Source organism: Amycolatopsis sp., from assembly GCF_035546795.1.
In the GTDB taxonomy this organism is placed as follows: domain Bacteria; phylum Actinomycetota; class Actinomycetes; order Mycobacteriales; family Pseudonocardiaceae; genus Amycolatopsis_E.
This window is the reverse complement of record NZ_DASZWC010000002.1, coordinates 276,244-289,139: the sequence shown is the minus strand read 5'-3', so window position 1 is coordinate 289,139 and position 12,896 is coordinate 276,244. Positions and strand designations below refer to the sequence as shown.

Here is a 12,896-nt window from a genome sequence, read left to right as displayed (position 1 = left end):
TAGGCAGATAAATTAACGCAATGAACTGTTCGCGTGTCAGAGCGGCTGAAGATCGGCGACGAGCCACCGGTCGCCGTCGCGGTGCAACTGCACCCGGGCCGAGCTCGTGCTGACCACCGGGGTCGGCTGGTTCCTGCTGGTGCTCTCCTGGGAGAGCAGGACCAGGAGAACGACGTCGCCGCCGTGGCCGTCGACGACGGCGGTGTGCGTGACGGAGGCCTTGGTGACCACGTTGTCGTTCGTCGCCGTGGGCTGCACGACCTGGGTCATCAGCGCCTGCAGGTTCTGCTTGAAGTTCCCGGTGGCGGCACCGGTGGCGTTCGCGATGTCGGCCTGAAGGGTCTGGTAGTTGTAGGAAAGCACCTTCGGCACCAGCGTCTTGCCCGCCTCCTGCGCACTGTCGCGGGCAGCGCTGTCGGCCTCGGCCTGCCGGGTCTGACCGAACAGCACGGCACTGCCGGCGACGAGCGCGGCGATCACGAGGACGAACGCGGTCAGGACGAGCACCCGGGCGCGGGTGAGGTGTGCGCGGATCATCCGACGAACTCCAAGTCCGAAACCAGCCACTGGTCACCTTCGCGGTGCAGCCCGAGCTGTAGCCGGTACTGCCGGTTTTCTCCTTGCGGTGCCTGAGTGTTCTTGATGTTGGCGGACGCCACCACGAGTGCGGTGGCGTCGTCGCCGGAGAGGCGCTCGACGCCGGCTTCGGCGATCTGGCCGGAAGCGACGACCTGCCCCTGGGTGAGCGCCTGCTTGAACGAGGCGGCCTGCTGCGTCAGCTGGTCGTGGAACCCGCCGGTGGTGCTCTGCAGCAACCGGGTGTAGCCCGCGTCGGCGTCGGTGTGGCTGAGGCCGATCAGGTCCAGCACGCTCTGCCGGGCGGCGAGTGTCACGTCGTCGCGGTCGGTCCGTGTCGCGTCACCCGCATGGACCTGCGAGTAGAGCCATCCGGTCAGGCCGAGCAGCAGGACGGTCAGCACGCCGAGGGAGACCACCGACCAGAACCAGCGGCCCCGCCGGAAGCTGAAACGGATTCGGGACTCCGGCGCGGAATCAACCGGGTGGACAGTCCTCAATGGATCTTCGTCGTCCGGTTCGGCGTTGTCAGGCGGGTGTTCTTCTTCCGCCGCAGTGTCTTCGTCGTGCTCTTCGGGTGGGCGCGGGTGCGGGCTCGGCCGGCGGGCGGCTTTGGCTGCCGGTGGTGTTGCTCGGGTCATAGAGTTATATTATTGTACGCTCCCAACCAGGATCAATGACCTGTCCGAACGCGACAGACGACTCGCGAGAACCCGATCATCGTTGTATCCGGCCTGGCACCGCGGCCAGAAGGAGGACCATGTCCGACGCTCCCGCGACGAGAGCGCTCCGGCCGATCGGCGGTTTTCTCGCGATGACCCTCGATACCGGCCTGGCCTTGTTCAAGCGTCCATTTCAGACACGCGAGTTCCTGCAGCAAACGGTGTTCATCACCGGGGTGTCGCTGGTTCCGGCGATCATGCTGACGATTCCGTTCCTCGGGGTGGTCATCTTCCTGATCAACCAGCTGCTCGCGCAGATCGGCGCGATCGACATCGCCGGTGCCGGCGTCGGCCTCGCGGTGATCCGGGAGATCGGCCCGATGGCGAGCGTGCTGGTCGTCGCCGGCGCCGGGGCGACCGCGGTGTGCGCGGATCTCGGTTCCCGCAAGATCCGCGAAGAGATCGACGCGATGCAGGTGCTGGGCATCGACCCGGTGCACCGCCTCGTCCTGCCGCGCGTGCTGGCTTCCACCGTGGTCGCGGTAGCGCTCAACGCGGTCGTCTCGGTGGTCGCGATCGCGACCGGCTACGTGCTTTCCGTGCTGGTGCAGGGCGCCAGCGCGGGCCAGTTCGTCGCGAACCTGACGTTGCTCACCTCGCTGAGCGACTTCGTGGTCAGCGAGATCAAGGCGGCGTTGTTCGGGATGTCGGCGGGCCTGGTCGCCTGCTACCGCGGGCTGACCGCCGGTGGTGGCGCGAAGGGCGTGGGGGACGCGGTCAACCAGACCGTGATCCTTTCGGTGGTGCTGCTGTTCCTGTTCAACGTGCTGATCAGCGCGGTGTACCTGCAACTCGGCCTGTCCGCATAGGAGAGGGAGAACGATGAGCCCTGTGGCGCAGCGGGCACGCCGGGCCCTGTCGGCGCCCGGGACCGGGCTGGAGAAGCTCGGCGAGCAACTCGCCTTTCACGGCAAGGCTTACGTCTGGTCGTTCCGGGCGATCGCGCGGTACAAGAAGGAGATCGCGCGGCAGCTGGCATCGGTCTCCCTTGGCACGGGAGCCATGGCGCTGGTCGGCGGGACGGCGGTCGTGGTGGCGTTCCTGACCGGTGCCGCCGGTGTCGAAGTGGCGCTGCAGGGGTATTCCCAGCTGGCGAACGTCGGCGTCGAGGCGCTCAGCGGATTCATCTCCGCCTACGTCAACACCCGCATCGCCGCTCCGCTCATCGCCGGGGTGGCCATGGTCGCCACGGTCGGCGCCGGGTTCACCGCCGAGCTGGGGGCCATGCGGATCAGCGAGGAGATCGACGCGCTCGAAGTGATGGCCGTGCCGTCGATCCCGTTCCTGGTGACCTCCCGGATCCTGGCGGGGTTCATCGCGGTGACTCCGCTGTACGCCATCGCCCTGTTCATGTCCTACGGCCTGACCCGGATGACGGTCGTGTTGTTCTACGGCCAGTCCGCGGGCAGCTACGACCACTATTTCGCGACTTTCCTCGTACCAGCCGACATTCTCAGCTCCTTTGTGGAGGTTCTCGCGATGTCAGTGGTGGTGATGTCGGTGCATTGTTACTACGGCTTCACCGCCGCCGGCGGCCCGGCAGGCGTCGGCGCCGCGGTCGGGCGGGCGGTTCGGCTTTCCCTCATCGGGGTGATGTTCGTGGCCTTCGCGGTCAGCCTTGTCCTGTACGGCAATTCCAACACGCTGCACATTTCCCGGTGAAGCCGATGTCCTGGGTCTCGCGCCGAGCGCGCCATAAACTGCTGGGAATCGCCGGCCTTGCCATGGTCGCCTTGCTGGTGTGGCTGGTGGTGGGCAGCTACGCGAAGGCGTTCACGCCCGTCGTGCACGTTTCCGTGCTGTCCGATCGCTCCGGGCTGCTCATGAACGACGGCGCGGACGTGACCTTCCGCGGCATCACGATCGGCCAGGTGCGTGGCATCGACCGCGTCGGCGACGGCGCGAAGCTCGACGTCGCGCTGGATCCCGCGCAGGCACAGCGGATTCCCGCGGACGTGCGCGCCGAGATCCTCGCGCCCACGGTCTTCGGGGCGAAGTACGTCGAACTGGTCGCGGGGCCCCAGCCGTCGGCCGCGTCCATTCAGGACGGTGCGGTGGTGCGGCCGGCCCAGGTGGACACCGAAGTCAACGACGTGTTCGCCAGCGTGGTCTCGCTGTTGCGGAGCATCGACCCGGCCAAGCTCAACGCGACGCTGGGCGCGCTGGCCGACACCTTGCGCGGGCGGGGCAACGAGATCGGCGACTACATCACCCAGCTCAACGACTACCTGACCGAGTTCAACCCGAGCCTGCCGCAGCTCAAGCAGGTCGTCGCCGACACCGGCCCCGTGGCCACCACCTACGCCGCGGCGACGCCTGATCTGATGCGGCTGCTGGACAACGCTCGAGTCACCAGCGGCACGCTGGTGGACAAGCACGCGGCGCTGGACGCCTTCTTCGTCGACGTCACCGGGCTCGCCGGGAACGCACGCGGATTCCTTGCCGACAACGAAAACCTTCTGCGGCAGTCGCTTTCGGACCTCACCCCGATCACCGGGCTGCTGGCGCGGTACTCGCCGGTGTTCCCGTGCCTGTTCAGCCAGCTCAACCGGGCGCGCAGCTACATGGAGGCCACTGTGGGCAGTACGAGGCCGACCATCGGCCTGTTCGTGCAGCTCGAGCCCGCCCAGAACGGGTACCGGAATCCGGCGGACCTGCCGAAGGTCGCCGTGGACACCGGCCCGAGCTGTTACGGCGCCCCGTATGCGCTGAACCAGCTTCCTTCGCCCTACGTCAAGTTCGACGACGGGTCCGACATCTTTCCGTCCAAACAGGACGGACCGGTCGAACCCGGTGACCCGCCGCTGGCGGTCCAGTTGTTCGGTCCTTACGCGGCGCAGGTGAGCGGCCGGTGAAATCGAAGGACCTGATCAAGGTGATCGCGCTGGTGGCGGCGACCGGACTGCTCAGCGCCCTGCTCGTCGCCATCTTCGGCAACATCAGGATCGAGGACGACAACACCTACGGCGCGTTGTTCGCCGACGTCTCCGGTCTGCACGGCGGCGAGGACGTCCGGGCCGCGGGCGTGCCCGTCGGTCAGGTGAAAGACCTTGCCGCGCAACAGGATCACAGCATCAAGGTGACGTTCACCGTCCGTAAGGGCGTGCACCTGTCCAGCGCGGGCGACGCGGTGATCCGGTACAAGAACCTGGTCGGCGACCGGTACCTGGAGCTCACGCCGGGCACCGGCGCGGGGACGCCACTGAGCCCGGGTGCGGTGATCCCGCTGAGCCACACCGCGCCGGCATTGGATCTCGACGAGCTGTACAACGGGTTCGCCCCGCTGTTCGAAGGGTTGCAACCGGATCAGGTCAACCAGCTGTCGGGCTCCCTCATTTCGGTGCTGCAGGGCCAATCCGGCGCGGTGGACGACCTGCTCGCCAACCTGGGCCCGCTGACGACCCAGCTGGCCGACCGGGACCAGGTGATCGGGCAGCTGATCGACGATTTCAACCAGGTGCTCACCACGGTCAACGCGCGGGCACCGCAGCTGTCGGACCTGATCACCCAGCTGCAGCAGCTGGTCAGCGGCCTCGCCGCCGACCGGGACCCGATCGGGCAGTCGTTCTCGAAGATCAGCGACGTGTCCAGATCGGTCGGTGACCTGCTCGCCGACGCGCGCCCGCAGATCACCGGCGACGTCGCGCAGCTGGACCGGCTGGCGACCCTGCTCAACGCCGGGCGCGGCACGCTGCAGCAGGACCTCGACGAGTTTCCCGACAACCTGGCCCGGCTCGCCCGGGCCGGCAGTCACGGCTCGGCGTTCAACTTCTACATCTGTTCCGTGCGGCTGCGGGTCACCGGCCCGACCGGAGCGCCGATCCTGACGCCGTTCGTCTCCAGCGGGGTGCAGCGATGCCAGTGATCAGACTGTCGTTCCGGGAGAAGAACCCGGTCAGGCTGGCAGCGGTGGCGCTGGTGGTCATCGTGGCGCTGGTCGCGCTGGCGCTGAACGCCGGCACCATCTACCGCAGCGTCACCAGCACCGCATACGTGGCGGATTTCTCCGAGGCGGGCGGGATCCTCTCCGGTGACGAGGTCCGCATCGGCGGTCTGAAGGTCGGCACGGTCACCGGCGTCGAACTCGTCGGCAGTCACGTGGAAGTGGATTTCGTGACCGACGACGGGACGGACCTGGGGGACGGCACCACCGCCGCGATCGGCACCGCGACCCCGCTGGGAAAGAAGTTCCTCGCGCTGACCTCGGCCGGCACGGGCGAGCTTCGCGGCGGTTCCCACATCCCGCTCAGCCGCACCAAACCGCCCTACGACATCACCCAGGCGCTGCAGACCCTGTCCAGCACCACCCAGCAGATCGACACCGCGCAGCTCGCGCAGTCGCTGGACACCGTGGCGCAGACGTTCCAGAACACGCCGGAGGCGTTGCGGACCGCGCTGCAGGGCGTCAGCCGGCTCTCCTCGACGATCGCCACGCGTGACCAGGCGCTGCGCAGCCTGCTCGCACAGGCCAACGGGGTCACCGCGGTGCTGGCACAGCGCAACCAGCAGGTGACCACGTTGCTCACGGACGGGAACGAGCTGTTGCAGGAGCTGTACCAGAAGCGGGACGACCTGCACACGCTCCTCGTCGAGGTCACCTCGGTCGTCGACCAGCTCAAGGGGCTGGCGCAGGACAACCAGAAGGAGCTCACGCCGGCGCTCGACCAGCTCTCCGGGGTGCTGGACCTGCTCAACTCCAACCAGGACAACGTGAACAAGACGATCGCCAACCTGCAGGTCTACGCCACGTCATTGGGTGAGGCCGTCGCGGGCGGGCCGTACTTCTACGCGATCGTCGAGAACCTCGTGCCCACCAACCTGGCGCCGTTGCTGCCGCAGGTGCTGCAACAGGGAGGCCAGAAGTGATCCGCAGGCTCGCGTCCTACCGGTTCCTGGCCGTACTCGTCGTGCTCGCACTCGGCGCCGCCGGCTTCTTCGTCGTCGGCCGGTCCGGCGGCCAGCGGCACGCCGCCGTGTACTTCCAGCAGGCCAACGGTCTCTACGCCGGTGACGAGGTGCGGATACTCGGGGTCCCGGTCGGCAAGGTGACCAAGGTCGAGCCACAGGCGGACCAGGTCAGGGTGGAGATCTCCTACGATCCGGCCCATCCGATCCCGCAGCAGGCGCACGCGGCGATCGTCGCACCGAGCCTGGTCACCAGCCGCTTCGTGCAGCTCGACCCGCCCTACACCGGGGGTGAGCAGCTGGCCGACGGCGGCACGATTCCGGTGTCGCGCACCGCGATTCCGGTGGAGTGGGACCAGATCACCGCCCAGCTGAACAAACTGACCACCGACCTCGGGCCCCAGGGCGCGAACTCCGACGGCGCGCTCACCCGGCTGCTGGACACCGCGTCGGCGAACCTGGACGGGCAGGGCGCGAACCTGCGGGACACCGTGACCCAGCTGTCCAAAGCGGTCTCCACGCTGGCCGACGGCAGCGGAGATCTCTTCGGCGTGGTGCGCAACCTGCAGACGTTCGTCACCGCGCTGGCGAGCAGCGACGACGTGGTCGCGCGGTTCCAGAACCAGCTCGCGTCGGTCTCCGGTGTGCTCGACGACAACCGCACGACACTGGCCACCACACTGTCCACACTGGACAGTTCACTGGGTGTCATCCGCGACTTCGTCCGGAACAACAGGGGAAAGCTCGGTTCCACTTTGGACTCGCTCACCCGGGTCGCCGGAAACCTCGCCGGGCAACGGCAGACGCTGGCGGACATCCTGCAGGTCGCACCCACCGCGGTCGCGAACTTCAACAACGTCTACGACCCGCTGTCCGGTTCGCTCAACGGGGCCGTGACCGACTCGATGATCGCGCACCCGGCGACCTTCGTCTGCGCGGCGCTGTTCTCCGTCGGCGGACCACCGGAAAGCTGTCAGGCCGCGCTCCAGCCGTTGCTGGCCGTCATCCCGTTCGACCACCTGCCGGTGGGCGTCAACCCGGTGGTGCGCGAGGGGATGCCGAACCAGATCGTGGCGGGCCAGGAGAACAGCACACCCCCGCCGGCCGCCGCCGCGAACCCCCCGGCCGATCCCGCCCTGCTCGGACTGCTCATCCCCGGAGGCCTGAAATGACGCTGCGCACCAGGTCCCGGGCGGTCCTGGCCGCCACCGCGGCCGCGGTACTCACGCTCAGCGGCTGCGAGTTCACCGGCCCCGGGTCGTGGTCGCTGCCGTTCACCAAGGGCGGGGGAGACGGCTCGTTCCCGGTGACGGTCGAGCTGGCGCAGGTGGACAACCTCGTGCCCAACTCCGAGGTGAAGGTCGGCGACGTGACCGTGGGCAACGTCTCGGCGATCGAATTCGACGACTGGCACGCGAAGGTGTCGCTTGATCTGGGCCCCGAGACCGACCTGCCGGCCAATGCCACCGCGCGGGTCGGCCAGAAAAGCCTGCTGGGGGCCGAATACCTGGAGCTGAGCGCGCCCAGCGGGGAGCCGGCGACCGGCCGCCTCGGCGCGGGTGCGGTGATCCCGCTGGAGCGGACCGGGGACTACCCGAGCACCGAGGAGTTCCTCGGCGCGTTGTCGGTCGTGCTCAACGGCGGTGGGCTGGCCCAGATCAAGACGATCACCACCGAGGTGAACGACGTCCTTCGTGGACGGACGCAGGACGCGCGTGGCCTGCTGTCCAATCTGGACACTCTGGTCTCCCAGCTCAATCAGCAGACCGGCAACATCACCAAGGCGCTCAACGGCCTGCACGACTTCGGCGACGCGCTGGCGCGGCAGAACGACTCGCTGGCCAAGGCGCTCGACCAGCTTCCCGCGGGGGTTCAGGTGCTCAACTCCGAGCGCGCCAACCTGACGAGCACGCTGACCGCCCTCTCGGACCTCAGCGGTGTCGGCACCAGGGTCATCAACGGCACCAGGGACGACCTGCTGGCCAACCTCAGGTCGCTGCAGCCCGTACTGGGCCGGCTCTCCGACTCCGGCACCAATCTCGTCGACTCGCTGTCGCTGGTGGGCAACTTCCCGTGGCCGGGCCGGACCGTGGCCAACGCGGTCCGCGGCGACTACGCCAACATCGACGTCACCCTCGACCTCACGCTGCCGACGTTGCAGAAGAACTTCCTCACCGGCCTGCCGATCCTCGGCGCGCTGCCACCGCTGGGCCAGGGCAACACACCCGCGCCGCCGCCGGCCGGGCTGCCGCCCGGTACGGCGCCGGCCCCGGCCACGACGCAGCCGAATGCGGTGCTGCCGCTGCCGGGCGGGACGTCGAGCGCACAGCCGGCCCCGGCGTCGTCGCAGGATGACGGCGTGCCGTCCCTGCTGGGGTCACTGCTCGGAGGTGGCCGATGATCTCCAAGCTGGTCCGCTGGCAGCTGGTCGTGTTCACGATCCTGACCGTGGCGGCCGTCGTGTACGCCTCGATCGCCTATGTCGGACTGCCCCGGCTGCTGGGGTTCGGCCAGTACCGGCTCTCGGTCGAGCTTCCGGCGAGCGGTGGCCTGTACCCGAACGCCGTGGTCACCCTCCGCGGCGTGGAGGTCGGGAAGGTCACCGGGCTGCGGCTCAGCCGGAACGGGGTGCTGGCCGACCTCTCGATGGACGACGGGGTGCAGGTTCCGGTGGACAGCCAGATCGCCGTCCGCAACACCTCCGCCATCGGGGAGCAGTACCTTTCGTTCATCCCGGCGACGAAAGGGCCGCCCTATCTCGCCGCGGGCACGACGGTGACCGGCAGGCAGGTCACGCTGCCCACGGAGATCGGCAGCGTGCTGCACAACACCCAGGCGCTGGCGGACTCCGTGCCGCAGGACAAACTGAACACGACCATCGACGAGCTCTACAACGCGTTCAACGGAACCGGGCAGACACTTCAGCAGTTCCTCGACTCCGCCAGGACGCTCACCACCGCGGCCGCGGACAATCTGGACCCGACACGCAAGCTGATCGCGGACCTCGTCCCGGTGCTGGCCACGCAGAAGGCCGAGGCGCCCGACATTTCCTCCTATACCGCGGATCTGGCCTCGTTCAGCGATCAGCTGCGGATGAGCGACCCGCAGATCCGCGCGGCGCTCACCCAGGGCCCGGGGTTCGCGAGCGAGCTGAGCTCACTGGTCGACGCGTTGCGCCCGACGTTGCCGCGGCTGCTGACGAGCCTGACGTCGACCGAGCAGATGGTCGACGTGTACCTGCCCAACGTCGCGCAGGTGGTGGCGATCCTGCCGGCCACGGTGAACGACATCATCAGTGCGCTCGGCGGCAGCCCGGTGCCGGGCACCGCGGTGCTCAACCTGAAGACGGCGATCAACTCGCCGACCGCGTGCACCGAAGGTTTCCGGGCGCAGGCAAGGGATCCTTCGGACACGACCTCGATCCCGGCGCCTGGTGACTCCTACTGCAAGCTGCCCCAGGACGCCCAGCAGCTCGTGCGTGGCGCGCGCAACTCGCCGTGTCCCAACGACCGCACGCGGCGCTCGGCGACCGCCGCCGGGTGCGGGCTGGACTTCCTCTCCGGCACCGGACCGGCGACGGTGCCCCTTTCGCCGCCGACCGCGGCCGGCACCACGACGTACGATCCGGCGACCGGGCTGTTCCTCGGTCCGGACGGCAAGCCCTACATCCTCGGCGACATCACGAAGTCGGGCCTGCCCGCTTCGCTGACGTCACTGCTCAATCCGCTGAACCTGCCGCTGCGCTGAGCGCGCCTACACCTGGGCCAGGTGCGAGACGAGCCACTGGCCGCCGGCGCGATCGAGGGTGACCCGCAGCCGCAGTGCGGTGGTGCTGGGCTGCGGTTTGTCCTTTGTGGTCGTCGTCTGGTCGACGAAGGCCAGGACCACCACGCTGTTCTCGTCGGCCGACTCCACGGCCGTCGACACGACCGTGGCCATGGTGGTGATCTGGTCCTGGATGGCCGCGGGGGTGATGACCTGGTCCGCGGTGGTGGCGAACTGCTGTCCGAACTCACCGGTGGTCGCCGCCTTGGCCTCGGCCAGGTCCTGGCCGATCGCTGCGGACCGGTAGGAGAGGATGCGCTCGATCCGGGCCTTGGCGGCGGCGGTGGCGGGTGCGCGGTTGGCCTCGGCGGCCGCGCCGGCCAGCGATTCGTGGTAGAGCAGGGTGCCGGGGACGCCGGTGCCGATGACGGCGGCGGCGAGCAGTGCGGGGACGACGATCCGGCTGTTCATGGCACCACTCGCGCATCCGCCACCAGCCAGTGGCCGTTCTGCAGGGTCAGCGAGACCAGGGCGCGGTAATCCCGCGCCTGCCCCGCCGGGAAGTCGGTGTTCCGTACGACGGCCGACACCGCGACCAGCACGTCGGCACTCTTGTCGTCGGCGCGTTGCACGGCGGCGGCGGCGACCCGGCCGGTGGAGTCCACCTGGCCCTGGTCCAGCAGGGCGAAGAACGCGGTGTCCGCCGTCGCGAACTGCGCGAGGAACGCCCCGGTGGCCCCGGCGCGCAGCTGGTCGAGGGAGTTTCGCGCGCTGTCGTGCCGCAGGTTCGCCATCAGCTCCAGCTCGGAGCGGGCCGCGGCCAGGACGTCCTGGTCACGCTGCGCCGCTTCGTCGGCGTGCCGCACGCGTTGCCAGGAAAGGATTCCCAGCGCGGCGAAGCCGAGCACGAGCAGGACAAGTGCGGCGGCGCAGACCTTCCACAGCCGCGAGGGAGCGTCCCGTTCCGGCGTGGGCTCCTCCGGCACCGGCGGGTCTTCGACGGCGGTCGTGCCTTTCGCGGGTCGTTCCGTCATGGCTTGTCCACCTCGTCCAGGAAACCGGAAACCTCGGTGAGGAACACGGAGTTGTCGTCCCCGGCCACCATGTGCCCGGTGCCCGCGACGTCGGCGAACCGGGCCTGCGGAATCATCCGCAGCAGATCGGTCGCACCGTCCTCGGAGACCACATCGGACAGTGCGCCCCGGACGAGGAGGGTCGGCACCCGCACCTGTGCCGCGGCCGCCCGGATACGCGCGGACATCCGCGCCGCCTCGGGTGCCTCCGGCGGCCGCAGGAATGCCGGATCCCAGTGCCACCGCCACCGGCCGTCGGGCCCCTGGCGCACGTTCTTGCGCAGGCCCTGCAGGTTCACCGGCCGGCTGCGCTGTGGCTGGTACTCGCGGATCGCGTCGGCGACCTCTTCCAGCGAGCCGAACCCGTCGGGAGCGCTGCTCATGAACGCGGCGATGCGGTGGGCGCCCGCCGGTTCGATCCGGGGCACCGCGTCGACGAGCACGAGCGCGCGGATGACGGCGGACTGTTCGCCGGCGAGCACCAGCCCGGTGAGCCCGCCGAGCGAAGCGCCGATGACGACCGGAGGTTCGGGAAGCGCGTGCACGACCTCGGTCACGTCCTCCACGATGGCGTCCAGGCCGTAGCGGCCGTCGACCGCCCAATCGCTGTCGCCGTGGCCGCGGGAGTCGATCGCGACGGTCGTCCAGCCCGCGCCGGCCAGGGTGGCTCCGGCCGCGCCCCAGGAATGCCGGGTCTGCCCGCCCCCGTGCAGCAGGAGCACCGTGCCCCGGCCCGGTGCCCCGGGCGTCCAGCAGTCCCCGGCCAGGCGCCCGGCCTGGCCCAGGAAGTACACGTTCTCCTTGCGGATCTCGGTCATCGTTGTCCTTCGCCGCGAGTGTCCGACCGGGTCAGTATAATGATTTAGCTACCTGGGCACCTCAGAGCCGGCCGTCCCGCCGTAGCTCGGGGTGCACCCATTCCGGGGCACGCTTTTCCTTGAAGGCGCGGAATCCTTCCCTTGTTTCGGGACCCTGCATGCTGACCTGCATTCCGATCCGGTCGAAGAGACCCAGCTGAGCGTCCAAACTGGACTTGATCGTGGCGCGCGCGCCGGGCGCCGTCTGGCAGATCTGGCGCAGCGCCTCGTCCGCGGCGTCCCGCAGGTCCTCGTGCGGCACCACGCGGGAGATCATGCCCCAGTCCAGGGCCTCCTGTGCGGTGAGTGTACGGCCGGTGAGCATGAGGTCCCGCGTGCGGACCGCGCCGATCACCCGGGCGAGCACCTGGCTGTAGTAGGTGTCGGCGATGCCGCGGAGCAACTCGGGTACACGGAAGGTGGCGCGTTCGCTGACCACCGCGAGGTCGCTGCACAGCGCGATCATCAGGCCGCCGCCCTGGCACAGCCCGTTGACCGCGCACACCACCGGCTTCGTGGACTTGCGCAGCGCGTCGAACGGTGTCACGTCCATGCCCAGGCCCGACGTGAAGTCCATCCAGTCGTCCTCGCCGTGCTGGCTGAGGTCGCCGCCCGGCACGAACACGTCACCGGTCCCGGTCAGCAGCAGCCCGGCGAGCTCCGGGTCCTGCTCGACCCGGGCGATGGCGTAGCGGAGGCCGAAGTACATGGCCGGGGTCAGCGCGTTGCGCGCCTGCGGACGGTCGACGGTGCAGGTTGCGAAAACCTTGCCCCGGGTGAAGGTGAGGTACGGCGTGCCGAGCCAGTCGCCGGCGGGGGAGCGGGGGTGCTCGTCGTTGTGCACTGTGCTGCATTTCCTTTCACTGAGCCGCTTTGGGTTGTCACGCTACTGCTTCGGCTGAGTTGACGTTGTCGTCACTCAGGGTCGTCTCTGTTCGCTTCGTGCGCAATATCGGCAGGTCCACGAAATTTGACACTTTCGTCAACAAGTTCTAGCG

14 protein-coding genes are annotated in these 12,896 nt (G+C 68.9%); 8 read left to right on the top strand and 6 right to left on the bottom strand.

The genetic code is table 11. The features are described from left to right. Nucleotides 1–36: 36 nt before the first annotated feature. Complete coding sequence (locus VHD82_RS03010; protein WP_325696707.1) at nt 37–537, bottom strand: hypothetical protein; 501 nt, start codon at nt 535–537, stop codon at nt 37–39. Further along, complete coding sequence (locus VHD82_RS03005; RefSeq protein WP_325696705.1) at nt 534–995, bottom strand: hypothetical protein; 462 nt, start codon at nt 993–995, stop codon at nt 534–536. Before VHD82_RS03005 ends, VHD82_RS03010 begins: the two co-directional genes overlap by 4 nt. A gap of 341 nt (nt 996–1,336) precedes the next feature. On the opposite strand from VHD82_RS03005, the gene VHD82_RS03000 reads away from it, so the two are divergent. Genes VHD82_RS03000 through VHD82_RS02965 form a run of 8 tightly spaced genes read left to right on the top strand, consistent with a single transcriptional unit; the run spans nt 1,337 to nt 9,950 of the window. Further along, nucleotides 1,337–2,107, top strand: a complete 771-nt coding sequence (locus tag VHD82_RS03000) for an ABC transporter permease (protein ID WP_325696703.1) — start codon at nt 1,337–1,339, stop codon at nt 2,105–2,107. Between the two features lie 13 nt (nt 2,108–2,120). Then, entirely contained in the window at nt 2,121–2,960 is an 840-nt protein-coding gene (locus tag VHD82_RS02995) for an MlaE family ABC transporter permease (RefSeq protein WP_325696701.1), read from the top strand. 5 nt (nt 2,961–2,965) lie between these two features. Further along, the gene (locus VHD82_RS02990) at nt 2,966–4,153 is read left to right on the top strand and encodes an MCE family protein (RefSeq protein ID WP_325696699.1); all 1,188 of its coding nucleotides are present in this window, start codon (nt 2,966–2,968) and stop codon (nt 4,151–4,153) included. Next, nucleotides 4,150–5,163: an MCE family protein gene (locus tag VHD82_RS02985; protein WP_325696697.1), complete on the top strand. Its 1,014-nt coding sequence runs from the start codon at nt 4,150–4,152 to the stop codon at nt 5,161–5,163. Before VHD82_RS02990 ends, VHD82_RS02985 begins: the two co-directional genes overlap by 4 nt. After that, nucleotides 5,154–6,164 carry an MCE family protein gene (locus tag VHD82_RS02980; protein WP_325696695.1) on the top strand — a complete coding sequence of 337 codons (1,011 nt, stop codon included), beginning with the start codon at nt 5,154–5,156 and terminating at the stop codon, nt 6,162–6,164. The genes VHD82_RS02985 and VHD82_RS02980 overlap by 10 nt, the downstream gene beginning before the upstream one ends. Further along, nucleotides 6,161–7,375 (top strand): MCE family protein, encoded by a 1,215-nt coding sequence (locus VHD82_RS02975; RefSeq protein ID WP_325696694.1) that lies wholly within the window; start codon nt 6,161–6,163, stop codon nt 7,373–7,375. The genes VHD82_RS02980 and VHD82_RS02975 overlap by 4 nt, the downstream gene beginning before the upstream one ends. Beyond that, nucleotides 7,372–8,604, top strand: coding sequence for an MCE family protein (locus tag VHD82_RS02970; RefSeq protein ID WP_325696693.1), 1,233 nt, complete (start codon nt 7,372–7,374; stop codon nt 8,602–8,604). The genes VHD82_RS02975 and VHD82_RS02970 overlap by 4 nt, the downstream gene beginning before the upstream one ends. Then, entirely contained in the window at nt 8,601–9,950 is a 1,350-nt protein-coding gene (locus tag VHD82_RS02965) for an MlaD family protein (protein WP_325696691.1), read from the top strand. The genes VHD82_RS02970 and VHD82_RS02965 overlap by 4 nt, the downstream gene beginning before the upstream one ends. Before the next feature lie 6 nt (nt 9,951–9,956). Here the strand turns inward: VHD82_RS02965 and VHD82_RS02960 are convergent, their stop codons facing one another. From VHD82_RS02960 to VHD82_RS02945, 4 genes are all read right to left on the bottom strand, one after another. After that, nucleotides 9,957–10,439: a hypothetical protein gene (locus VHD82_RS02960; protein ID WP_325696688.1), complete on the bottom strand. Its 483-nt coding sequence runs from the start codon at nt 10,437–10,439 to the stop codon at nt 9,957–9,959. Beyond that, entirely contained in the window at nt 10,436–11,002 is a 567-nt protein-coding gene (locus tag VHD82_RS02955; RefSeq protein ID WP_325696686.1) for a hypothetical protein, read from the bottom strand. The genes VHD82_RS02960 and VHD82_RS02955 overlap by 4 nt, the downstream gene beginning before the upstream one ends. Beyond that, the gene (locus tag VHD82_RS02950) at nt 10,999–11,859 is read right to left on the bottom strand and encodes an alpha/beta hydrolase (protein ID WP_325696682.1); all 861 of its coding nucleotides are present in this window, start codon (nt 11,857–11,859) and stop codon (nt 10,999–11,001) included. The genes VHD82_RS02955 and VHD82_RS02950 overlap by 4 nt, the downstream gene beginning before the upstream one ends. 61 nt (nt 11,860–11,920) lie before the next feature. Then, nucleotides 11,921–12,742, bottom strand: coding sequence for an enoyl-CoA hydratase/isomerase family protein (locus VHD82_RS02945; RefSeq protein ID WP_325696680.1), 822 nt, complete (start codon nt 12,740–12,742; stop codon nt 11,921–11,923). Between the last annotated feature and the right edge of the window lie 154 nt (nt 12,743–12,896).

Excerpts from the sequence above, each read along its gene's own strand:
- VHD82_RS02965 (WP_325696691.1), top strand. The coding sequence starts at position 8,601 with ATGATCTCCAAGCTGGTCCGCTGGCAGCTGGTCGTGTTCACGATCCTG.
- VHD82_RS02990 (WP_325696699.1), top strand. The coding sequence starts at position 2,966 with ATGTCCTGGGTCTCGCGCCGAGCGCGCCATAAACTGCTGGGAATCGCC.
- VHD82_RS02995 (WP_325696701.1), top strand. The coding sequence starts at position 2,121 with ATGAGCCCTGTGGCGCAGCGGGCACGCCGGGCCCTGTCGGCGCCCGGG.
- VHD82_RS02950 (WP_325696682.1), bottom strand. The coding sequence starts at position 11,859 with ATGACCGAGATCCGCAAGGAGAACGTGTACTTCCTGGGCCAGGCCGGG.
- VHD82_RS02980 (WP_325696695.1), top strand. The coding sequence starts at position 5,154 with ATGCCAGTGATCAGACTGTCGTTCCGGGAGAAGAACCCGGTCAGGCTG.
- VHD82_RS02955 (WP_325696686.1), bottom strand. The coding sequence starts at position 11,002 with ATGACGGAACGACCCGCGAAAGGCACGACCGCCGTCGAAGACCCGCCG.
- VHD82_RS03010 (WP_325696707.1), bottom strand. The coding sequence starts at position 537 with ATGATCCGCGCACACCTCACCCGCGCCCGGGTGCTCGTCCTGACCGCG.
- VHD82_RS02970 (WP_325696693.1), top strand. The coding sequence starts at position 7,372 with ATGACGCTGCGCACCAGGTCCCGGGCGGTCCTGGCCGCCACCGCGGCC.
- VHD82_RS02960 (WP_325696688.1), bottom strand. The coding sequence starts at position 10,439 with ATGAACAGCCGGATCGTCGTCCCCGCACTGCTCGCCGCCGCCGTCATC.
- VHD82_RS03000 (WP_325696703.1), top strand. The coding sequence starts at position 1,337 with ATGTCCGACGCTCCCGCGACGAGAGCGCTCCGGCCGATCGGCGGTTTT.